Here is a 23,441-nt window from a genome sequence, read left to right on the forward strand (position 1 = left end):
ACCGTCTACTTGCGATGCCGTCTAAACACCACGTTCGTAAACGTGCCCAGTACGAGGCTGGCACCAATCCCGGCCGCAATCGATAGAATCACGGGAGCGAGCCACGGGCCGGGAGACATGATGTTGAGGATGCCGAGACCCGCAACGACAACGAAAAATACGATATAGTCGAGCAGACGGAAATGTTCGGGCAGTTTCATGGAAATCCTCCTTATTTCGAACGAATTTTGATCGGCCAATCTCAAGGCAGCCGTTTCCGATTGAACGATAGTCCGTGCCTTTTCGTTACGGCAGCAGGGGCAAGTTTCGTCTTCCTAATTCTTTTACCCCTATCGCGGATCGTCGTTCTCCAATCTTTTCACTCCCGTTCGCCGTTATTCGATTCGGGCGCTCCATCACTCAACCCTTATTCAACTCCCGTTCTCCGACCTTCCGTTGACAAGCCGGCGGGGAAGTGGTTAAGATGGTAACGATATTAATCGTAATAATTACGATTAATATCGAGTAGCCAACTCGCACTCCCAAGATACAAGCCTGCGGCCCAGCTTCTTTTTCCACCCATTCTTTTTTGAAAGCGAGCGTGAACTCTCCATGAACCAATCTTACGCACAACCGGCAGGCGAAGACCGGCGCATCCCCGTTACCGTTCTCAGCGGCTATCTGGGTTCCGGCAAGACGACGCTGCTCAACCATGTGCTCAACAACCGGACCGGACTCCGGGTCGCCGTGATCGTCAACGACATGAGCGAAGTGAATATCGACGCGGACCTGATCCGGGGCGGCGGCGGACTGTCGCGGATCGACGAGAAGCTGGTCGAGATGTCGAACGGCTGCATCTGCTGCACGCTGCGCGAAGACCTGCTGACGGAAGTGGAGCGGCTGGCGGAAGAAGGACGCTTCGACTATATCCTGATCGAATCGACGGGTATCGGCGAGCCGGTGCCGGTAGCGCAGACGTTCAGCTACGTGGACGAGGAGAACGGCATCGACCTGACGCAGCTGACGCGGCTCGATACGATGGTGACGGTCGTGAACGCGGCGGAATTCTGGACCGATTACCAATCGCGCGAGAAGCTGCGGGATCGCGGGCAGGAAGTCGAGGCGGAAGACGAACGGAGCATCGTCGACCTGCTGGTCGAACAGGTGGAGTTCTGCGACGTGCTCATTTTGAACAAATGCGATCTGGTGGAACCGGCCGAGCTGGACCGTCTGGAACAGGTGCTGCGCAGCCTTCAGCCGACGGCGACCTTTATTCGCTCCATCAACGGGCAGGTCGATGCGGCGGAGATTCTCAACACCGGCAAGTTCGATTTCGAACGCGCCAGCGTCTCGGCGGGCTGGATTCAGGAGCTGGAGCGGGAAGAACATGCGCCGGAGACGGAAGAGTACGGGATTCATTCTTTTGTGTATAAAAGAAAAGTGCCGTTCCATCCCGAACGCTTCGGCCGCTGGTTGGCGCGCTGGCCGGAAGCGGTCGTGCGTTCCAAAGGCATCGTCTGGATGGCGTTCGACAACCGCAAAGCGTATTCGTTCAGCCAGGCCGGCCGCTCGAAAGAATTCACGAGCGCAGGCATGTGGGTCTCGGCGCTGACGCCGGAAGAGCGGGAGTTCTATTTCGGCGAAGGCGAATCGCTGGAGAATTCCCCGGATTGGGACGACCGCTGGGGCGACCGCGTGACGAAGCTTGTACTGATCGGCATCGGCATGGACCGGGAAGCGATCGAACGGTCGCTGGATGCGGCGCTGCTGACCGATGCGGAGCTGGAGCAGGATTGGCAGACGTTCCCGAATCCGTTCAAACCGGTTAGGGCTTAGAGCATGTCTTCAATTTCAATCCATATAAATTGAATTAAATAATTAGACATTCAAACAAAGCAGATCGATCACTTCTTGCGCATTCTGGTTGACCTGCTTCATAAACCGACGTACAGCTAGACGGATTTTGTGGGTTTTAGGATAAAAAACATTGTGGATCATATCGCCTTTCAGCCATTTCTACAAGCCTTCCACCAGCTTCATCTCCGGTGAATACTTGGCCAAAATTCATCTCTACGTAAGCGTTGACAAGTTTTAACGTCTAAGTGCCTTTTACTTCAAAACCCAGATCATCTGCAATTTGGTTTTTTAGGGCTTCGGCTAATTGTTTTTTCTTTTGGGGTGTGTGTAAAAGTGGTTTGCCCGGAGAATGATACAACTTAAGCTTGCTTAAGCCACCGTTTGGGTAGCGGCATACATATTCGCCAATCGTCTGGCGAGTCTGGTGCAAAATGTCCGCAATTTCTTGTAACGCTCTCCCTTCCAGATGCAGCAAAACAGCTAAAATCTGCTCACTTCCATGTTCTCGGATTTTTTCTTCATTGTAACTTCACGATTTTACTAAAGTGATCGATTCATCACTCGAATCACTCGAATACGCGCCTAATTTGATTAAGAACTGACCTTTGAATGGTTAGATGCGAGTATACGTACGAATAACTCCAGAAAAAAGGGCATATTGTCATATAAATTTTTCGAAGAAAAGGAATTATTTTATTTAAAGTTTGGTTCTTCAAAACATTTTGTAATTGATTTATCAATGATTATTTTTTTGAATTGGGCTAATATAGTAATAGTAATTTTTAATTAAAAAAATGGGAGTAAGTAAATGAAAAAATTAAAAATTACTTGTCCAACAAAGCGGATTCGAAGATATTCAACCAGGCACAGGTATTGGATGGGTAGCTAATCTAGTTAGTAACGGTAGACCTCAGGAACATAAAGGATGGGCAACAGTTACTCTACAACGTGGACATGATTATAGTGGAAATGTTGTCACAAGCTCAATGGTTTCTAATTATTTCCACAAACGTCTTCGTGTAAACCCTTCAGGAGAATTCTCTTTTGCAAAAGAACCTTCTATTAGTTTAAGTGTAGAATATGGTTATGAAAATGCGATTCCAAGCTCAGATACATGGAGTTGGACACAGACGGATTATTTGAAATAAAGGATGATGCCTAAAATGGATATTATTTCGATGATTTTAGTGAGCATTTTTGGCTTTGTTTTTGTATGGAAGTCGCTCAAAATAATTAACAAGGCTGCGCCGAAAGCAGATATCTTCTTAGCAAGTTTGAGCTTTGCAATTGTACTACTTGTTTTTATTACAGCCGTCTTTTGGCTTAATGGTTAGAACTGGTCAGAAGCAGAAAGCGTTGGCTCCCGGATGTTCAATTTCCTCGCTTGGTGTTAATGAAGGGAAGAGACTCAAGCGTCGGGAGGCGACAAGCCATGAACGGATACCGATTCGTCAGCGACTGGATGTTGGAGACGAGCGCGGAAGCTTTGTGGAGACTGATCGAAGAACCGGAACAGGCGGATTGGTGGCGCGGCTGTTGCATTCGCAAAATCAAATCGGGCCCTTCCGGCGACGGGATCGGCGACGAATATTTGACCGTGATTCGGAGCCGGATGCTGTATAAGCTGGCTTTTACCGCACGCATCGTGGAGAAGCGCAGCCCGAACCTGATCGAACTGCGCGCCGACGGCCACCTCGAAGGCAGCGGACGGCTGGAGTTCGAACAGGTCGGCGACTGCACCCGCGTCCGCTATACGTGGGAAGTGCGGACGAAGAAGCGCTGGATGAACCTGTGGGCGCCCTTTTTCCGTCCCGCGTTCGTGTGGAACCACAACCGGGTGATGGCCGACTGTATCGAAGGATTGACCCGCCGCCTCGGCGTGCGGCTCGTTCAGCCGGGCATGGCAGAGTGAGGCGGGTGCGGGCGAGTCGTGGAAATAACTGCGAAAACGTCGTTAATTTTGCGCGCGCATGGCCTGTTTTTGGAATAAGTGCGTAAGTACACTTATTTTGCGGAAAAATAGTGGGACGCGGGCAAAAGCAGCCGATTAAGTGTCGCCAGGACGTTAATTGTGAAAAAAGCCAAAAAAGAGCCGAAATAAGTGTAGTTAAGCACTTATTTCGGCTCTTTTTCGATTTTGTCGCGAAGGAGCCGCTTCATGCGGCCTGCCGTTCCCCGGTCCCGCCTCTGCGGGCTCCCTGATCACGCTACTGTGGCTTCAACCCGCCGAGCTGCCGCCCGCCGGCCATTGCCCCGCACTACCGCGGCTCACTCCGCCCCGCTGCCGCGGCTTCAATCCGCCTCACCGCCGCCGGCCCGCCGGCGGTTCTACCCCTCAAGCCCCCGCCATGCTCGACGACAAGCTCGCTGCCACGATCTCCGGCAGTTCGGCTCTGTACGCTATGTAAGCTTCCTGGTCGATCTGGCCGTCGGCCAGGCGCTGCTCAAGCTGCTGCGCAAGTTCCCGCACCTGCAGGGCGATCAGCTGCTGTTCGCTGCCGCCGCGGAGCGCGGCGATTTCGCGCAGCGACAAGCCTTCGTACATCAGGTCGTACACCTGCTGTTCGTCCTGGGCGCCGAGCGCGTACAGGAAAGCTTCTTTGCCGCCGGTCGTCTCGTCGCTCGAAGAAGGAGGCGTATCGCGGTAGACCGCTTCCGCTTCGACTTTGCCGCCGCCGAGACTGCTGCCGAGCGTGATGCCGAGCGCGAGCGTGCCGACGATCCAGATTCTTTTGAGATTGATGCGGGGTCTGGCGGGCAGGTCGGCCTTTTTGATCAAGAGCTTGGCGCTGCGCGATTCGGCGCTTTTCGTGCCGGGTTTTTTCATGGTTTTCATCGAGGTGCCTCGCTTTCCGGAATAGGTTCATGGATTCGTGCTTGTTCGTTCCTCTGTCTTGGCTGTTCGATCTGTCTTGACCGTTCAATCCGTCGGGACTGCCTGATCGTGCTTGAATGCCGCTGCGATGTCGCTATCGCTATATGGAGGTCGTCCGTCTATGTGCGTTGTGGGAGGTGTTTGAAGCTTCTCTCTACCCTTACTATAACCGCCGAATATTAACCCAAGCTTAACCCGGGGTAATTTTTCGGATAAAAGCGATAGCAAAAAAAAGAAAGTTTCTGCGGCGGACAGCGGGGTACTAATAAGGAGAAGAGGAGGGATGGTTATGTATCCGGATCTGGAAGGAAAAACGGTGATCGTCACCGGAGCCGCATCGGGCCTCGGCAAATCGATCGCTCTGCGGCTCGGCCGCGAGAAAGCGAACGTCGTCATCAATTACCACAGCAATCACGACGGGGTCGAAGACATGATCAAGGAAATCGAGGCAGCCGGAGGCAAAGCGATCGACGTGCAGGCCAGTTCTTCGGAAGAAGACGGCGTCAAAAAGCTGATCCAGGCCGCGCACGATACGTTCGGCGGACTCGACATCATGATCAACAACGCCGGCAAGGAGAACGAAGTCGAATCGCACAAGCTGTCGCTCGAAGACTGGAATCAGGTCATCAATCTCAATCTGACCGGCTATTTCCTCGGCAGCCGCGAAGCGATCGCGTACATGCTGGAACATAACATCAAAGGTACGGTCATCAACATGTCCAGCGTGCACGAGATCATTCCATGGCCTCACTTCGTGCATTACGCGGCGAGCAAAGGCGGGGTCAAGATGATGACCGAGACGCTTGCGCTGGAGTACGCGCCGAAAGGCATCCGGGTCAACTCGATCGGTCCCGGTGCGATCAATACGCCGATCAACAAGAAGAAATTCGAAGATCCCGAGCAGAAAAAACAGGTCGAGAGCATGATTCCGATGGGTTACGTAGGCGAACCCGAGGAAATTGCCGCGGTCGCGGCCTGGCTCTCGTCGTCGGAATCCAGCTACGTGACGGGTATCACGCTGTTTGCCGACGGAGGCATGACCAAATATCCTTCGTTCCAAGGCGGAAAAGGATAATTGGCGTACGATCTATGTAAATGAAAGGAAGCGGAAGGCGTCTGGCATATACAGGGCAGCCCTTTCGCTTTTTTTGCTTCGCAAACCGGAAGGAGGAACACCCGATGAATCCGAAATGGTGGAAAGAAAGCGTCGTTTACGAGATCTATATCAAAAGCTTCATGGACGCAAACGGAGACGGGGTCGGCGATCTGGCCGGCGTGCTCTCGAAGCTGGATTATTTGCAGGAACTCGGCATAGACGTGCTGTGGCTGACGCCCGTATTCGATTCGCCCGACCATGAAGGCGGTTACGATATTCGGGATTACCGGAAAATCATGGACAAGTTCGGCACGATGGACGATTTCGACCGGCTGCTGGAAGAAGCGCACGGCCGCAGCATGAAGATCATGCTGGAGATGCCGCTGAACCATACGTCGAACGAACATCCGTGGTTCGAGCAATCGCGCTCTTCCAAGCAAAGCGACAAACGCAATTATTATATTTGGCGCGAAGGCCGCGGGTCGGGCTTTCCGAACAACTGGGGTTCGTATTTCGGCGGTTCGGTGTGGGAGTTCGACGCCGATACCGAAGAATATTATATGCATCTGTACAGCCACCGGCAGCCAAACCTGAACTGGCAGAACGAACAGGTGCGCGAAGAAGCGTACCAAATCGTCAAATGGTGGGCGGACAAAGGCGTGGACGGCTTCCATTTCAACTCGATCGCCCACGTCGTCAAGACCGAAGGCCACGACGACGAAGAGACCGGGAATTCGCAGCATCTGCCGGTTGAGCGGGCGTATCAGATGTTCTCAAGTCTGGACAAGGTAAACGGAATTGTAAAAAGACTGCATGACGAACTCGGCGCGGACTACGATATCGTGGCGATCGGGGAAGCGGCGGGCCTCGATCCGTCGCAGACGCTCGATTCGATCGGCGACGAGCCGGGCCAGGCGAACATGGTGCTCAACTCCGACCATATGCTGCTCAGCCATGCGTCCCAGGGCATCGCGCGCTGGACGACGCAGTCCTGGACGCTGCTCGATATCAAGAACGCCATCAGCCATTGGCAGACCGTGCTGCACGATCAGGGCTGGAACGCCAACTACCTCGCCGACCACGACCAGCCGCGTTCGGTCTGCCGGTTCGGCCATACGGGCGAATACCGCGAATTGTCGGCCAAGATGCTGGCGACGCTGCTCATGACGCTCGAAGGCACGCCGTCCATCTATCAGGGCGAAGAACTCGGCATGGTCGGCGGCGTGTTCCGAACGGCGGCCGATTTCCGCGACGAAGAGACGCTGAACTTCCTCGACCATGCGCGCAAAAGCGGCATGGTCGAAGAAGAAGCGCTCAAGATCGCGAGGCGCAATACCCGCGATGCCGGCCGTACGCCGATGCAGTGGGCATCTTCGCCGGGAGCGGGCTTCACGACCGGCGAGCCGTGGATCGGCGTCGCGCCGGATTACGAGGCGATCAACGCCGCTTCGGCCGTAGCCGACCCGAATTCGGTCTTCCACTACTACAAGAAGCTGATCGAGCTGCGCAAAGTCAGCCGGACGCTGCTCTACGGCGAATACCGCCTGCTGCTGCCGCTCGACAAAGACATCTACGCGTACACGCGCACGTTCGAAGACGAGACGCTGATGATCGTGCTGAACTTTTTCGGCGGCACGCCGACGTTCCACTGCCCGGAGCGGCTGTGCGAACGCCCGCGCGAGCTGATCCTCAGCAACTACGAACCCGGCGAAGTGCAGGCGCACACGTTCGAGATGCGGCCTTATGAGGCGGCGGTGTATCGGTTGGGTTAAGGGATTACGAGTGAACAGCAATCCTTTGCGAGACCGGAAAGACCGGAAAGACCGGAAAGACCGGAAAGACCGGGAAAATCAGATAAACGCAAGTCGGTAACAGCGAAAAGGCTGCGGCAGCAGGAGTACCCTGCGGACGCGGCCTTTTTTTGCGGAGTTGGATCGTCTTGTCCGGTTCTAACGAATCGTCACATCGCTAAATGCCTATTTTTGATCCAATAGAAGTTCTAACGAATCGTCGAAGCGCTATTCTGCCGTTTGAGTGGAAAAGAAGGCTTGTGTGCCGAAATAGCGTGCTGAGGATTCGTTGGTTTTTAAAAATAAGCCAAAATCGTGAAATAGCGTTTGTACGATTCGTTAACTGTTCAGGCAGCGCTCATCACTCGATTATTAATACAAATATTAATGATTCATATAAGAATTGACTTGTACGGACATGCGTGATACATTGGGTGCGTAAAGGTTCTTCCGCCCGCGAAGACGGCATCGGAGCACGGAAAAGGCTCATCCGGATTAGCGGTTCGACATGAATTGTAAGCGTTTCAATCGCAGGGAGCCTTCATTAAATTGCAGATGGAAAGGATGAGCAGATTGGCAGCATCTAACCTGAAAGCCAGAATGATCGTCGATAAGGCGTTCCGCATTTCCGAGATTGACGAGCGCATCTATGGATCGTTTATCGAACACCTGGGCCGTGCCGTGTACGGAGGCATTTACGAGCCGGACCATCCGACCGCCGACGAGCACGGTTTCCGCGGCGACGTGAAGCAGTTGATCCGCGACCTGCGAGTGCCGATCGTCCGTTATCCGGGCGGCAACTTCGTCTCGGGCTACGATTGGGAAGACGGCGTGGGACCGGTCGCAGACCGCCCGAAACGCCTCGAACTCGCCTGGCGCACGCTTGAGCCGAACTACGTCGGAACGAACGAGTTCATGCGCTGGGCCAAAGACGCCGGCACCGACGTCATGATGGCCGTCAACCTCGGGACGCGGGGCATCGACGCCGCGCGCAATCTGGTCGAATACTGCAACCATCCGGGCGGAAGCCGCTACAGCGACCTGCGCAAAAGCCACGGATTCGCGGAGCCGCACAAGATCAAGATGTGGTGCCTCGGCAACGAAATGGACGGACCGTGGCAGATCGGGCACAAGACGGCGGAAGAGTACGGACGTCTCGCGCTGGAGACGGGCAAAGCGATGCGCCTGATCGATCCGGATATCGAACTCGTCTCCTGCGGCAGCTCCAGCACCGGCATGCCGACGTTCCCTTCGTGGGAAGCGGACACGCTGGACCATACGTACGAAGTGGCCGATTTCGTCTCGCTGCACCAGTATTACGGCAACCGCGACGACGACTCGGCGAACTATCTGGCGCGCGGGATGGACATGGACCACTTTATCCATACGGTTATCTCGACGACGGACTTTATCAAGGCGAAGAAACGCAGCAAAAAAACGATGAAGCTCAGCTTCGACGAATGGAACGTCTGGTACCACTCCAACGAAGCGGACGCGCAGATCGACCGCAATCCGTGGAGCGTGGCGCCGCCGCAGCTCGAAGACGTCTACAACTTCGAAGACGCGCTGCTCGTCGGCAGCATGCTGATGACGTTCCTGCGCCGCGCGGACCGCGTCAAGTCGGCCTGCCTCGCGCAGCTCGTCAACGTTATCGCGCCGATCATGACGGAGAACGGCGGACGTTCGTGGAAGCAGACCATCTACTATCCGTACCTGCACGCTTCCATCTACGGACGCGGCGTCTCGCTCAAGCCGGTCGTCGACTCGCCGAAGTACGACGCCAAAGACTATACCGACGTGCCGTACCTCGATACCGCCGTCGTGCATAACGAAGAAGAAGACACGCTGACGATCTTCGCGCTCAACCGTCACCTGACCGAAGCGCTCGACCTGACGTGCGACGTGCGCAGCTTTGAAGGTTATGCGATCGAAGAACATATCGTGCTGGAGAACGACGACCTCAAAGCCGTCAACACGGCCGACAGCGAGAAAGTCGCTCCGCATAACCGCGGCGCTTCCGAGCTCAAAGACGGCATCGTAAGCGGCCGTCTGGCCAAAGCGTCGTGGAACGTGATTCGCCTGCGCAAGCGCGGCTGATCGCGCCCGGCAAGGCAGGGCAAGGCAGGGCAAGGCAGGGCAAGGCAAGGCAGGGCAAGGCAGGGCAAGGCAAGGCAGGAATAGCTGCAAGGATCGGGTAAGGCCGAGCCGGCAGCGGGTAAGATCGCGCGGGATACGGTTTTCCGGATCGGGAAACCGTATCCCTGCGCGGCAAGGCAGGGCAGGAACAGGGAACAGGCCGGCAATCGTTTCGGATCACGCGAAGCGCTGCGGGCATATTCCCGTTGTTCTGCGCCGGTAAAACCGAGCAGCCGCTCAGATGGCGTATCCGGCTCGGCGCGAAATGTTGATGTAAGGACCATATTTTCAGCCAAAATGGCTCAAACAGCATGCTCGGCGCGAAATGTTGACCTAATGCTCACATTTTGCAGGGAAAACGACGGTTTTGGCAGAAATGTTGCTGTAATGATCACATTTTCGGACCAAAAGCCGCTCAAACAGCGTATTTGGCTTAAAATGTTGACTGAATGCTCACATTTTGCGGAAAAGGCTGCGGTTTTGGAGGAAATGTTGACGAAAAGACTACATTTTCAGCCGCCCGCTTATTTGGCTCGGCAGGAACGGCTGAACTCTTTTCGCAAAAAGGCACAAAGAAGCACAAAGAGGCAAAAAGAAACACAAAGAGGCACAAAGAAGTACAAAAAGGCACATAGCGGAACACTCAGGCGCACGGCTCGGACGTTTGCTCTCATCAGACGATCAAAGGTACGTACAAGTTAACATAATATCCCGCAGGGGATCGCCAGGGAGGCATTTTTCATGACAAAGGCATCGGTAATCGTTAACGCGGACGTGACGCTCGGCAAGATCGACCGCAATATCTACGGACAGTTCGCGGAGCATCTGGGGCGCTGCATCTACGAAGGCATGTGGGTCGGGGAAGATTCGGAGACGCCGAATATCGACGGTATCCGCAAAGACGTGCTGCAGGCGCTCAAAAACCTCAGCATTCCGGTTCTGCGCTGGCCGGGAGGCTGTTTTGCCGACGAATATCATTGGAAAGACGGCGTAGGCCCGCGCGAAGGACGCGCCCGGATGGTCAATACGCATTGGGGTGGCGTGGTGGAGAACAATCATTTTGGCACGCATGAGTTTTTCCGGCTGTGCGAGCTGCTGGAGACCGAACCGTATATTTGCGGCAACGTGGGCAGCGGATCGGTGCAGGAGATGTCCGAATGGGTCGAGTACATGACGTTCGACGGCGAATCGCCGATGGCGAAATGGCGTCAGGAGAACGGGCAGGACAAGCCGTGGAAACTGAAATATTTCGGCGTCGGCAACGAAAACTGGGGCTGCGGCGGCAACATGCGCGCGGAGTATTACGCCGACGAATATCGCCGCTACCAGACGTATTCGCGCAATTACGGCGACAACAAGCTGTTCAAGATCGCGGGCGGACCGAACGTCGACGATTACCATTGGACGGAAGTGCTGATGCGCGAAGCGGGCCGCCACATGGACGGGCTCAGCCTGCATTATTACACGATGGAAGGCAGCTGGGAAGAGAAAAAATCGGCGCTCGGCTTCGACGAGAACGGCTGGTTCGAAGTGATGAAAAAGTCGCTGCACATGGATGAGCTCATTACCCGCCACACGACGATCATGGACAAGTACGATCCGGAGAAAAGAGTGGCGCTGATCGTGGACGAGTGGGGCACGTGGTTCCTGAGCGAGCCGGGCACCAATCCGGGCTTCCTGTACCAGCAAAATTCGCTGCGCGACGCGCTGGTCGCCGGGCTGCACCTGCATATTTTCCACAACCATCACGAACGCGTCAAAATGACGAATATCGCGCAGATGGTCAACGTGCTGCAGGCGATGATTCTGACCCAAGGCGACAAAATGCTGCTTACGCCGACGTATCACGTGTTCGAAATGTTCAAGGTGCACCAGGATGCAGACGTGCTGCAAATGGCCGTGGAGACGCCCAATTACGAACTGAACGGCGATTCGATCCCGCAGGTCAGCGTCTCCGCTTCGCGCAAAAACGGCGCCGTGCATATCAGCCTGTGCAACGTCAGCCCGACGGCAGGCAGCAGCCTGACGCTTGACTTGCGCGGCATCGGAGCCGAAGGCGCGGTAAGCGGACGCGTTCTGACAGCAGGCCGCATGGACGCGCACAATACGTTCGAGCAGCCGGACACGATCGCGCCGCAGCCGTTCGAGAACTTCAAGCGCGAAGGCAGCAGTCTCAACGTGGAGCTGCCGCCGATGTCGGTGACAGTCCTGACGATTCAGGGTTAAGCGCAAGACGGCAGGGCAAGAGGACAGGCCAACAAGCAGCACGCAAAGGAGGAGACCTCGCAATGAAGCATCATGCTTACGCGCAGACGCCGCCGCTCGGCTGGAACAGCTGGGACTGCTACGGCGCAAGCGTTACGGAAGAAGAGGTGCGCGGCAACGCGGACTATATGGCGGAACATCTCAAAGCCCACGGCTGGGAATACGTCGTCGTCGATATTCAATGGTACGAACCGGGCGCGTATTCTTCGCGCTACCGGCCGTTCGTGCCGCTGGAGATGGATGAATATTCCCGCCTGATGCCGGCGACGAACCGGTTTCCTTCGGCGGAAGGCGGCGGCGGATTCCGGGAACTGGCGGATTACGTGCACGGGCTGGGGCTCAAGTTCGGTATCCATATCATGCGCGGCATCCCGCGGCAGGCGGTACATGCCGATACGAAGATTCTCGGCACGGACGTCACCGCCCGGCAGATCGCGCATCCCAATTCGATCTGTCCGTGGAACACGGACATGTACGGCGTCGATCCGGCGCAGGAAGGCGCCCAGGCGTACTACGATTCGCTGTTCGAGCTGTACGCGCAGTGGGGCGTCGACTACGTCAAAGTCGACGATATCGCCGATTCGCGCCTGTACGGCTACCACGAAGGCGAAGTCGAACTGATCCGCCGCGCGATCGACGGCTGCGGCCGCGACATGGTGCTGAGCCTGTCGCCGGGGCCGGCGCACGTCGACCGGGCCGAGCATTTGATCGGGCATGCCAATCTGTGGCGCATGACCGACGATTATTGGGACCATTGGTTCCTGCTGCGCGGCATGTTCGAACGCTGCGAAGCCTGGGCGCCGCACGTCGGTCCGGGGCATTTCCCGGACTGCGACATGCTGCCGCTCGGTCGGATCGGCATTCGCAGCGTCGACGGCGGGGACGAAGACCGCCTGACGCGCTTTACCCGCGATGAGCAGGTCACGATGATGACCTTGTGGAGCCTGTTCCGCTCGCCGCTCATGTTCGGCGGCGAACTGCGCAGCAACGACGAGTGGACCCTGTCGCTGCTCACCAACGACGAAGTGCTGGCCGTCTCGCGGGACGGCCATGAACCGCGCCCGCTGCCGCGGCGCGCCGGCGATCCGGACAGTGTCCGGATCTGGACTTCGCGCCGCCCGGACGGCGGCTTGAACGTGGGCCTGTTCAATCTCGGCGACGAACCCGCCGAGATCGCATTGGCCCTTGGCGAGATTGCGTCCGCGCCGGATGCGCGCGTCCGCGATCTCTGGGCGCGGCAAAGCGAAGCCGCGCCGGAAGGCATGCTTCGGGCGCAGCTCCCGCCGCACGGCAGCCGCCTGTTCGCGGTGTCGGCGGCGGAGTAACGCCGCCGACCGGCCGCGGCTGCTCTTGCCCGCGCGCCGAAGCAAGCGCCCCGCCCTTGCCCGCGCGCCGAAGCAGGCGCCCCGCATCGCCCTTCCCGCCCCTTCGGCGCCCACACCGCCGCCTCCAAGCGGCCAGCCTCCCATTCCGCCCCCGGCGGACGGGAGGCTTTTTCTCATTTTTTTTCATACCGATATTCTATTGCCCGATATTCGCTCCGATTTTTTGTTCGAATTTTAGCGATCTCCCTTTTAAGCTTGCTCTATAGCGGGTATATCTTACACACGATAGGACTTTCTTTTCGGAAGCCGCTTCATAATATTCGATTTTCCTTCTACTCTCATTCAATTTTCATTCAACTTTCATTCAACGTGTATTTCATTTGACGCCGTCCTTTTTTTCGCAGCCCGTTCCTGCACCGATCGATCTCTATCCATTCACTCCACCTTCAGAAAGGGGAAGCCCCTACATGCAGCACGAATCATGGAAAGAAAAAGTCGTTTATCAGGTATTTCCTCGCAGTTTTCAGGATTCGAACGGAGACGGCAGCGGCGATCTGCCGGGCATCGTGTCGCGGCTGGACTATATTCGCTCGATCGGGGTCGATACGATCTGGCTGAGTCCGGTCTACGAGTCGCCGCGCGTCGATCAGGGCTACGATATTCGCAACCACCGCGAAATCGATCCCCTGATGGGCACGATGGAAGACTGGGAAGAGCTGCTGCGGGAGACACATGCGCGCGGCATGGACCTGTGGATGGACCTCGTTCTGAACCACACGTCCGACCAGCATCGCTAGTTCAAGCAGTCCATCGCTTCCAAAGACAATCCGTACCGCGATTACTACATCTGGCGTCCGGGTGAAGCGGACGGCGGACCGCCGAACAACTGGACGTCCTACCTCGGCGGCAGCGCCTGGGAATACGACGAAGCGAGCGGCGAATATTATTTGCATCTGTACAACAAGCGGCAGCCCGACCTCAACTGGGACAACCCCAAAGTGCGCGAAGAGATTCAGGCTCTGGTCCGCTACTGGCTGGACAAAGGCGTGGACGGCTTCCGGCTGGACGCGATCAACGTCGTCTCCAAAGACCACCGGCTGCCCGACACGGACGAGAGCAAGCTCGAAGGCAGCGGCTACAAGCATTTCAAGAACGGTCCCCACGTGCACGAGTATTTGCGGGAGCTGAACGAGAAAGGCTTTTCGCACAAAGAAGGCACGGTCACGGTAGGCGAAGCTTCAATGGTCTCGATGGACGACGTGGCGCGTTATACCGACCCCGACCGGCAGGAGCTGAGCATGATCTTCATGATGGAATCGCCGAGCATCGGGACCGATCCGAACGACTCGTTCAAGGAACGGGACTGGAAGCTGCCGGAGCTCAAGGAGATCGTGGCGAGATGGGAAAAAGAACTGCTGAACCGCGGCTGGTTCGGCCTGTTCGCGAGCAACCACGATCATCCGCGCATGGTGTCCAGCTTCGGCCACGACGGGCAGTACCGCGTCGAATCGGCCAAGATGCTCGCCACGCTCGTGCATACGCTGTGGGGCACGCCGTTTATCTATCAGGGCGAAGAGATCGGCATGACGAATTATCCGTTCGAGTCGGTCGATCAGCTGGACGACCAGATGGCGCGGCATTATTACGAATCCCGCACGGCGCAGGGCGAAGATCCGAAGGAAGTGGAGCGACGCGTGCTGGAAGGTACGCGCGACCACGCGCGCACGCCGATGCAGTGGACCGACGGCGAGCAGGCGGGCTTTACGGACGGCGGCGAGCCGTGGATGCCGGTCAATCCCAACCATCGCGAGATCAACGTGCAGGCGCAGGAGAACGATCCGGATTCCGTCCTCAACTATTACCGCAGCCTGATCGCCCTGCGCCGCGAACATGCGGACGTGATCGTCCACGGCGAATACGCGTCGCTGCTGGAAGAACATGAGCAGGTGTTCGCTTACGTGCGCCGGAACGAGACAAGCCAGGGCTTGGTGCTGCTGAATTTTTCGGACCGGGAAGCGGAGTTCGAACTGCCGGACGATATCGGCGTCTGCCTCGATTCGGCGTATCGGCTGCTCGGCAATTATGCGGCGGACGACGGAGCGGAAGCGGGCAGCGGCGCGGCCGGAGGCGTTCCGCGCACGCTGCGTCCGTACGAAGCGTTGATCTTCGGGGGACTGAAGCCTGCTCCGGGCAAATAAACGTGCAAAGGCGGCGCCGCGCGGGCATCGGGCTTCCCTGATCGAACGAATCGGAGCGTAACGGAGGGGTCCGGTCCGTCCCGTCTGTATGCAATAAAATTACCAGTCGTTTACACCTATATTTTTCCTCTAATTTTCTTTTATTATTCTATTACCGTTATGTCGAATCGTGACGATATATAGGAAGAATTCGATGATATTCATGTCGAATTATGATAATAATAGAAGAAAATTGTCGTTATTACAGAGGAGGATGAAATCATGGACAGCAGAAATTTCCGCACGGATCGAAAAGTCGAACAAAAATGGAGGAGAAGCGGGGTAGCGGCTTTGACCGCGCTGCTGGCCGTGACAGGGAGTCTGGCAGCCGTTCCGGCCCGGGCCGAGGGTGTGCCGGTATCCGGCGCGCGGCAGATCGCGGCCCAAGCGGACGCGGGTACGTCCGCAGCCGCCCACGCCGTGCGCGGCGTACGCAACGACGGGCAGACTGTGTCGGCCGCGAACGCGAACCATTACGAGACGGAACATTTTCAAATTCTGTGGGGAAACGGCGGGAAGCATGAACAGGTCACGCCGGAGCTGCTCCAAGAAAGCGGGCGAACGCTGGAAGCCTGCTGGGAAGTCTATGTGGACGTCCTGAAGATGCGGCCGTCTTTGGCTTCGGTCAACGGGGCAGCCGATCCGGCCCGAACGTACAAGATGAACGTGATCGTTATGGAGACCGGGCTTCCGAAGTACGAACAAGGCTGGGCGTTCGCCGGTATCGATTCCGACGGCTATCCGTACATCATGGCGGCGCCGGGTGCGCTGCGCGGCGATTCCGTCCTGCCGCACGAACTCGGCCATGCGATCCAGTTCGCGCACGGTCAGAACAGCTGGAGACACAGTGGGTACCTCGGTCCGTGGTACGAACCTGTCGCCAACTGGTTCCGCGAAGAATACGTCGTCAGCCAGCTGTACAAGCGCGGCGGATCGACGGGCCGACCGGAATTGACGTTCCCGTATTTGGCCGCGTCTTCGCTCACTCCGGTCAACGGACGCGCCTACTACGAAGCGTGGCCGATCCTGAAATATCTGGAAGAGAATCCGGACGACCTGGCCGGGTACGGCACCGGCTTCGTCGCCCAACTGCTGGCTTCGGGCAATCCGGACAATTTGCAGGAATCGTTCTACGAACTGCTCGCGCGCACCAATTCCAAGACCGATATCCAAACCGCGATCGGACGTTATGCCGCGCATATGGCCACGTTCGATTTTCGCGAGAAAAAAGTGTACAACAACGAGGTGAAGCAGCAGCTGCAGCATGGCGGCATCTACTGGCAGCAGCTGTACACGATGCTGAACGCCGTAAGCGGGGAGCCGAACACGTATGCCGTTCCGGCCGAACGCGCCCCGCAGGCCGCCGGCTACAACGTCATTCCGCTCGACGCGACGATACCGGCGGGCCAGACTTCGGTCTCGGTCCAAGCGACGCTGAACGGATCGACCCAGACGCCCGGCGCAGGCTGGACGGCGTATCTGGTCGCCGAGAACGCAAGCGGGGTCAGCCGCTACAGCGAGTCCTTCGAAAGCGGCGGCTCGGCCGAACTGACGGTGCACGCCGGGGAGAAAGCGTACGTCAGCGTGGCGGCCACGCCTACGCTTGAGAGCATGAGCGCTGTCAAGATCGGGATCGCAAGCTGGAACGGAGCCTTTTCCGAAAAAAAGGTACCGTTCGAGTCCAAGCCCCAGTATCCGTATACGCTCAAGCTTGATGGGGCGCAGCCGCAAACGCGCGGGATCGAGGGAGGCGCGGAGCATACGGTCGCGAAGAATCCGGTCGTGAAGAATACGTTCGCGGAGGACGCAGAGGATACGTTCACGGAGGACGCGGAGTATAGATTCGCGGAGGACGGGGAAGATACGTTCGCGGAGGACGCGGAGGATAGATTCACGGTGGACGGGGAAGATGCGTTTACGGAGGACGGGGAAGATACGTTCACGGAGGACGGGGAAGATACGTTCGCGGAGGACGAGGAAGATACGTTCACGGAGGACGCAGAAGATAGGTTCGCGGAGGATGGGGGATCTGCGCATCCGAACGGCGGAGGCTTCGTCGCCAACGGCGCAAGCGTGGACGAGAGTGTCTACGTCGGTCCGAACGCCCGGGTGCTTGACCGGGCAGTCGTAAAAGGCACGGCGCGCATCGAAGATAGAGCCGTCGTGCGCGGCGAAGCGAAGGTCGGCGGCAGCGCCCGCATCACGAACCACGCGCTCGTGCAGGGCGGCGCCCGGGTCGAAGGGTCCGCCGTCGTGAGCGGGTACGCGATCGTCGACGAGTCGGCGTTGGTCAAGGACCAGGCGCGCGTGGGCGGCCAGGCAATCGTCCGCGGCGAAGCGGTCGTATCCGGCAGCGGGCAGGTTCTGGAAAGCGCCCAAGCCTCGGGCTACTACGAGATCGGCGGGAATGCCGTCGTGAAAGGCCTCTCGCTCGTTAGAGGCGGGAGCCGGAGCGCCCACGGCGGAGCGCAGGGCGATGCCGTGACGTACGGAGACTTTTTCGACGATCAAGGCTACACGCTCACCAGCGGAGCATTCTCGGGCTACCAAAGCGTGCAGGCTTCCGTGAACACGTTCAAAGACGGATACGCGAAAAAAAGCGACGGCGGCTATGAGCGAGGAACGAATTGACGAAGTGACGGAGTGATCGGCCGGAGATTGGCGGATCGTGGCGGTCGGAAGCGCGGAGCAGCGGGCGCTGACCGGATACCTGCGAGCGCTGACGGACGCTGACCGGATACCGGACGAGCGCCGAACAGGTCGGTTTTTAATCGGAGAAACCGACGGTTCTGCGCGCTCGACGTTCCTTTTTTGTGAAACGCCGACAATCGACGTGTTACGGTGCGGGAATTAATGATATAATTAGCATCGGAATTCAGGAGATAAGTTCAGAGGAGGCGTTAAACCATGGCAAAGGTATTGGTTTTCGGTCACAAGAATCCGGATACGGACACGATCGCTTCGGCAATCGCGTACGCGGAATTGAAAAAGCAGCTGGGCGTGGACGCGGAAGCGGTCCGTCTGGGCGAAGTTAACGGCGAAACGGCGTACGCGCTGAAGCATTTCGGTATCGAAGCTCCGCGTCTCGTGGAGACGGTGGCAGACCAGTCCGAAGGCGTCATTCTCGTCGACCATAACGAAAGCCAGCAGAGCGCGGCGGACATCACGGACGCGCATGTGCTTGAAGTCATCGACCATCACCGCATCGCGAACTTCGAGACGGCTCACCCGCTGTACTATCGCGCCGAGCCTGTGGGCTGCACCGCGACGATCCTGAACAAATTGTACAAAGAGAACGGCGTCGAGATCCGCAAAGAAATCGCGGGCCTCATGCTGTCCGCGATCGTGTCGGACTCCCTGCTGTTCAAATCGCCGACCTGCACCGAGCAGGACGTGGCGGCAGCCAAGGAACTGGCGGCAATCGCGGGCGTGGACGTCGACGTATACGGCCTCGACATGCTCAAAGCCGGCGCCGACCTGAGCGGCAAGACGGCGCAGGACCTCATCTCCATCGATGCCAAAGAATTCACGATGGGCGGCAGCAAAGTCGAAATCGCGCAGATCAATGCGGTCGACGTGGACGAAGTTCTGCTGCAGCAGGCCGAGCTCGAAGAAGCGCTCAAAGCAAAGATCGTCGACAAAGGACTGTCCCTGTTCGTTCTGGCGATTACGGACATCCTTAACAACGACTCCGTCGCGATCGCGATCGGCAGCAAGACCGATGCCGTGGAACGCGCCTACGGCGTGACGCTTGAGAACAACAAAGCGCTGCTCAAAGGCGTCGTCTCCCGCAAATCGCAGATCGTACCGGTTCTGACGAAAGCTTTCGAAGAAGCGTAAGCTTCGCTTGAGGATTTGAGCGCTTCGGCTGCCCGCGTGCAACCGGGGCAGCAGGTGGCAGGCGGTTACCGCCGCAATTAAATATTCGATCAAGCAAGGAGCGGCGTGCCACACGCCGCTTTTTGCGTTTTGTTGGAACGAGGCAGCCGCATCGCCCTACTCGAAAATAACGGCACAGATCCACTTATTTTCGCCCGATCGGCCGATTTTGCTCAAATAACGGCCTGACGACAACTCATCGACCGTTATGCGCGCCGGATCGTGTTTTTTTACGCCAAATCACGGCTGCTGCGCAGTTATTCGAAGCCTCCCCGGCAAACGTCTCAAAACAAGTGCGCTCACGCAGCTAATTCGGACTCTGTCTTCTTCTGCCCGCGCCGATTGCGCTTTTCCCGCAACCTTTCATCCCCTATACTGAAAACAGAACGAACAACGCGCAGAAACGGGCCGGGCGTATCCGCCAAACGGTCGATCCACGCAAGAGACGAACGAAAGAAGCGAGGAGATTGCATATGCTGGGATTTGAACGCCGGGAGAAAATTATCGAATTTTTGCGCCGGGACCAAAAAGTATTCGTGGCGGCGCTGAGCTCGCTGTTCGAGGTGACGGAAGAGACGATTCGCCGCGATCTGGAGAAGCTGGAAAAGGAAGGCATGGTCACGCGCACGTACGGCGGGGCTGTGCTGAATATTCATACGAACGAAGATTTGTCTTATCAGACCCGCCACACGACCAACCTGCCGGAGAAAAACGAGATTGCCCGCAAGCTGGCCCGGCTCGTGTCCGACGGCGATACGCTGATGGCCGATCCGAGCTCGACCGTGTTCGAAGCGCTGCGGGAATTGGGGAATACGAAAAAAAATCTCACCGTCATTACCAATTCCAGCATTATTTTCACCGAGTATGCCAAGCTTGGCCATACGGTGATCTCGACGGGAGGCACGCTGCGCCCGCATTCCAACTCGCTGGTCGGCGCGGTCGCGAACGAGACGGCGTCGAAGTACGTCGTCGATACGGCGCTGTTCAGCTGCAAAGGACTGTCGGCCGAATACGGCGTGACCGATTCGAACGAGCCCGAGAGCGAACTGAAAAAAGTGATGCTGAAGCAGGCACGCAAAACGGTGCTGCTGGCAGACCATACCAAATTCGACCAGGTGGCGTTCGTCAAGCTGTTCGATCTGGGCGCCGTCGATTATGTGGTCACGGATCGCCGTCCGTCGGACGAATGGATGGAGCGGCTGGAGCTTGGCGGCGTCGAAGTGCTGTATTGAGCGATTTTTCTTTTTTTTGCAGAGCTGTGGCGTCGCGGAGAGCGGATGGAGAACCGTTCGGCGCCGCGCGGCAAAAAGGCCGCCCGCGTCGTCGATTGACGCCGGGCGGCCTTTTGATGCAGCAGGGTCGTGCGGGAGAGCGGCTTGTGCAAGCCGGCTCAGGAACCGAGCTTGCGCTGATCGAAGCCGAGCGCGTAGAAGTCTTCGGCCGCGACCGGCTTGCCGTAATAGAAGCCCTGGGCCGTAAAGCAGCGCAGTCCGCGCAGCAGCTGCACCTGTTCTTCGTGCTCGATGCCTTCGGCGATGATGCGAAGGTCGAGCTGCCGGGCCATGCTGAGAATCATCTCGACGATGGCGAGGCTGTTGGCGTGCGTGGCGATGCCTTTGATGAACGAGCGGTCGATCTTCAGGCAGTCGATCGGCAGCATCTGCAAATAGCTCAGCGAGCTGTAACCGGTGCCGAAATCGTCCAGGCTGATCGAGATGCCGGCCTGCTTGAGGCGGCCTAGAATCTCGATGACCTGTTCTTCGTTGTTCATCATCGCGCTCTCGGTCACTTCGAGTTCCAGCAGCTTCGTATCGTAGTTCAACTCGGCCAGCGTCGACAGGATGCTCTCGACGATATCGGTCTGCATAAGATGGATCTGCGACAGGTTGACCGCTACGGGAACGGGCGGGTGCCCTTCCCGCATCCACTGCTGCATCTGCAGGCAGGCGGTGCGCAGCACCCAGCGCTCAAGCGGCACGATCAGGCCGGTCTCCTCGGCGATCGAGATGAATTTGAGCGGAGGGACCATGCCGAGCTTCGGATGCTTCCAGCGCACGAGCGCTTCGAGGCCGACCAGCTCGCCGGTGCGGATATCCACTTTGGGCTGGTAGAACAGAACCAGGTCGCCGTATTCGATCGCGGCCTGCAGGTCGCGTTCGAGGATCAGCCGCTCGTGATTTTCGAGCGCGCGGCTGCGGTCGAAAAACGCGAAGCGTCCGCCGCCGCGGCTCTGGGCGTCGAAGCGCGCCAGATCGGCATGCTTGAACAGCGTGTCGCTGTCCGCTCCGTCCTCGGGGAAGCGGGCGATGCCGATGCTCGCCGTCAGGCTGACCATCTGCTGGCCGATCCGGAACGGCAGCGAGAATTGTTCGCTGATCCGCCGGGCCGCGCCGAGCGGATCGAGGCCGGCCGGCAGCGCGGCGATGAACTCGTCCGCCGTCGAGCGGGACAGCAGCGTGCCTTCCGGCAGTTCCCGGGCCAGAATCCGGGCCGCATGGGCGATAACTTTGTCGCCGAATTCGTGGCCGAACAGATCGTTGATCTTCTTGAAGCGATCGAAATCGATAAAGAACAGATGGAACGGCGAAGCCGAAATGTCCAGCGTCAACCGATCGACATGTTCGCGCATATACTTGCGGTTGTTCAAGCCGGTCAACTCGTCGTGGTAAGCGAGATGGCGAATCTTTTCTTCGGTTTTCTTGCTGTCCGTTATGTTTTTGGCGATACTGTAAGCGCCGGTGAAGCGGCGTTCGATCAGGATCGGCAGCGACGTCAGATTCAGGTACGTCTCCGATTCGCGGCCTTCGACATGCAGCCTGATGTCGATTTCGTCGGACAGTCCCCGCATCACCTTCTCGTAATGATCGAGAATTTTGTCCTGCTGGTCGGGCGTCGTCCATTCCGTCAGCATATGCAGGTCCGTGCCTTCGGGCAGGCGGCTGAGCATCTCCCGGGCCCGCCCGTTCATGTCCACGATGCGCCCGCCGTCGTCCAGCGCGAACACGGCGTCGGGATTATGGGCGAACAGCGACATATAATGCGTCTCGGTCGCCTGCAGCTCCCGGTATTTGCGTTCCGCGTCTTCTTCCCGGTAGCGGTCGGTCAGAATCATAAGTCCGGCCGCTACCGCAAACAGCAGAATGTAAGGCACCAGATGGTCGGTCGCGCCGGCCATGGACGTATCGATGTCCGGGGGCAGCGCCGACAGCGTCATGACGGCCGGGGTGATCGTGATGCCGACGGCCGAGAACAGCAGGCCGGCCGGCGGGAACCGTTCGAGAATGCGTCCCGTTCGCCGCGAGACGAGCAGCGCCAGGCGCACGAGCGGGAACAGGGCCGAGAACAGGCCGATCGCCGCCGTCAGCAGCACTTCGGGCCGAAGATCGACCCGTCCGAAAATAATGAATACATTCGAGTAATTGAATGCCATAATCGAGAGAGTCAGGATCGCCGAGGTACTGACAAAGTGCACGGCGCCTTTCCAGCCTTCCGCGTCGCCGGTCAGCCGAAGGGCCAGCAGGCAGATGAGCAGGCCGGCCGCGGGAGGAAACAGCAAATAGACCGGTTCGTAGGAAGCGGCCGGAACGGGCAGCACGGACAAAGTCCCGAACAGCACCGTTCCGCCGAAGCAGGCGGCCATCGCAAGCAGTTGGGGCAGGCGTTCGCGCGTCGACAAATCCTTGAGGGAATGAACGCCGCCGACCGTCACCACGGCAATCATCACGCAGGCAATGATCGAGCAGAGAAGTCCCGCTGCGGCAAAGTATTCGTTCAATATAATCATCTTGGAGTAGTTGCTCATCCTTTTTCAGCTCGTTTCGTGTTAAGGTCCTTGTTCTTATATCGACGGGAAGCGGGCAAACGGATAGATGAAACGAGTCGATTCTTCAAACTCTTCGACGTAATTCGACAATGAAAAAGGGTTTGGATTTGAAAAAAATAATTGTATACTATTGGTAAAACGACCGTGCGCGGAAAGCCGGCGGCGGGAGAATCCGGTCA

General features: G+C 57.6%; 15 protein-coding genes and 1 pseudogene. 12 read left to right on the forward strand and 4 right to left on the reverse strand.

Annotated elements, in window-relative coordinates; translation table 11 throughout:
- Positions 1–5: 5 nt before the first annotated feature.
- Positions 6–200, reverse strand: a complete 195-nt coding sequence (locus FFV09_RS12360) for a hypothetical protein (protein WP_141448108.1) — start codon at positions 198–200, stop codon at positions 6–8.
- Positions 201–591: 391 nt separating this feature from the next.
- On the opposite strand from FFV09_RS12360, the gene FFV09_RS12365 reads away from it, so the two are divergent.
- On the forward strand, positions 592–1,815 hold the full coding sequence (locus FFV09_RS12365; RefSeq protein WP_141448109.1) for a GTP-binding protein: 1,224 nt from the start codon (positions 592–594) through the stop codon (positions 1,813–1,815).
- 262 nt (positions 1,816–2,077) lie between these two features.
- On the opposite strand, the gene FFV09_RS12370 is transcribed toward FFV09_RS12365, so the two are convergent.
- Entirely contained in the window at positions 2,078–2,311 is a 234-nt protein-coding gene (locus FFV09_RS12370; RefSeq protein ID WP_141448110.1) for a COG3415 family protein, read from the reverse strand.
- A 688-nt stretch (positions 2,312–2,999) separates the two neighbouring features.
- Between FFV09_RS12370 and FFV09_RS23760 the strand changes: the two genes are divergently transcribed.
- A complete protein-coding gene (locus tag FFV09_RS23760) occupies positions 3,000–3,170 on the forward strand; it encodes a hypothetical protein (RefSeq protein WP_170315012.1) in 171 nt (56 codons plus the stop codon).
- A 98-nt stretch (positions 3,171–3,268) separates the two neighbouring features.
- Positions 3,269–3,748 carry an SRPBCC family protein gene (locus FFV09_RS12375; protein ID WP_141448111.1) on the forward strand — a complete coding sequence of 160 codons (480 nt, stop codon included), beginning with the start codon at positions 3,269–3,271 and terminating at the stop codon, positions 3,746–3,748.
- Positions 3,749–4,171: 423 nt separating this feature from the next.
- Here FFV09_RS12375 and FFV09_RS12380 read toward each other — a convergent pair whose 3' ends face one another.
- Positions 4,172–4,672, reverse strand: coding sequence for a hypothetical protein (locus FFV09_RS12380; RefSeq protein ID WP_141448112.1), 501 nt, complete (start codon positions 4,670–4,672; stop codon positions 4,172–4,174).
- A gap of 328 nt (positions 4,673–5,000) precedes the next feature.
- Between FFV09_RS12380 and FFV09_RS12385 the strand changes: the two genes are divergently transcribed.
- The 9 genes and pseudogenes from FFV09_RS12385 (at position 5,001) to FFV09_RS12425 (ending at position 20,671) form a co-directional block, all read left to right on the forward strand.
- Positions 5,001–5,786 carry a glucose-1-dehydrogenase gene (locus FFV09_RS12385; RefSeq protein ID WP_141450450.1) on the forward strand — a complete coding sequence of 262 codons (786 nt, stop codon included), beginning with the start codon at positions 5,001–5,003 and terminating at the stop codon, positions 5,784–5,786.
- 104 nt (positions 5,787–5,890) lie between these two features.
- Complete coding sequence (locus tag FFV09_RS12390) at positions 5,891–7,579, forward strand: glycoside hydrolase family 13 protein (RefSeq protein ID WP_141448113.1); 1,689 nt, start codon at positions 5,891–5,893, stop codon at positions 7,577–7,579.
- Positions 7,580–8,161: 582 nt separating this feature from the next.
- Positions 8,162–9,694 (forward strand): arabinosylfuranosidase ArfA, encoded by a 1,533-nt coding sequence (arfA, locus tag FFV09_RS12395; protein ID WP_141448114.1) that lies wholly within the window; start codon positions 8,162–8,164, stop codon positions 9,692–9,694.
- A gap of 780 nt (positions 9,695–10,474) precedes the next feature.
- Positions 10,475–11,959 (forward strand): alpha-N-arabinofuranosidase, encoded by a 1,485-nt coding sequence (locus FFV09_RS12400; RefSeq protein WP_141448115.1) that lies wholly within the window; start codon positions 10,475–10,477, stop codon positions 11,957–11,959.
- Positions 11,960–12,021: 62 nt separating this feature from the next.
- Positions 12,022–13,323 (forward strand): glycoside hydrolase family 27 protein, encoded by a 1,302-nt coding sequence (locus tag FFV09_RS12405; protein WP_141448116.1) that lies wholly within the window; start codon positions 12,022–12,024, stop codon positions 13,321–13,323.
- Between the two features lie 467 nt (positions 13,324–13,790).
- Positions 13,791–15,521, forward strand: a pseudogene (locus FFV09_RS12410) (glycoside hydrolase family 13 protein).
- Between the two features lie 261 nt (positions 15,522–15,782).
- Complete coding sequence (locus tag FFV09_RS12415; protein ID WP_141448117.1) at positions 15,783–18,191, forward strand: DUF6055 domain-containing protein; 2,409 nt, start codon at positions 15,783–15,785, stop codon at positions 18,189–18,191.
- 276 nt (positions 18,192–18,467) lie between these two features.
- Positions 18,468–19,400: a manganese-dependent inorganic pyrophosphatase gene (locus FFV09_RS12420; RefSeq protein ID WP_141448118.1), complete on the forward strand. Its 933-nt coding sequence runs from the start codon at positions 18,468–18,470 to the stop codon at positions 19,398–19,400.
- A 512-nt stretch (positions 19,401–19,912) separates the two neighbouring features.
- The gene (locus FFV09_RS12425; protein WP_141448119.1) at positions 19,913–20,671 is read left to right on the forward strand and encodes a DeoR/GlpR family DNA-binding transcription regulator; all 759 of its coding nucleotides are present in this window, start codon (positions 19,913–19,915) and stop codon (positions 20,669–20,671) included.
- A gap of 158 nt (positions 20,672–20,829) precedes the next feature.
- On the opposite strand, the gene FFV09_RS12430 is transcribed toward FFV09_RS12425, so the two are convergent.
- Positions 20,830–23,241 (reverse strand): putative bifunctional diguanylate cyclase/phosphodiesterase, encoded by a 2,412-nt coding sequence (locus FFV09_RS12430; protein WP_141448120.1) that lies wholly within the window; start codon positions 23,239–23,241, stop codon positions 20,830–20,832.
- Positions 23,242–23,441 lie beyond the last annotated feature (200 nt).

Origin of the sequence: Saccharibacillus brassicae, from assembly GCF_006542275.1 — a bacterium.
In the GTDB taxonomy this organism is placed as follows: Bacteria; Bacillota; Bacilli; order Paenibacillales; family Paenibacillaceae; genus Saccharibacillus; species Saccharibacillus brassicae.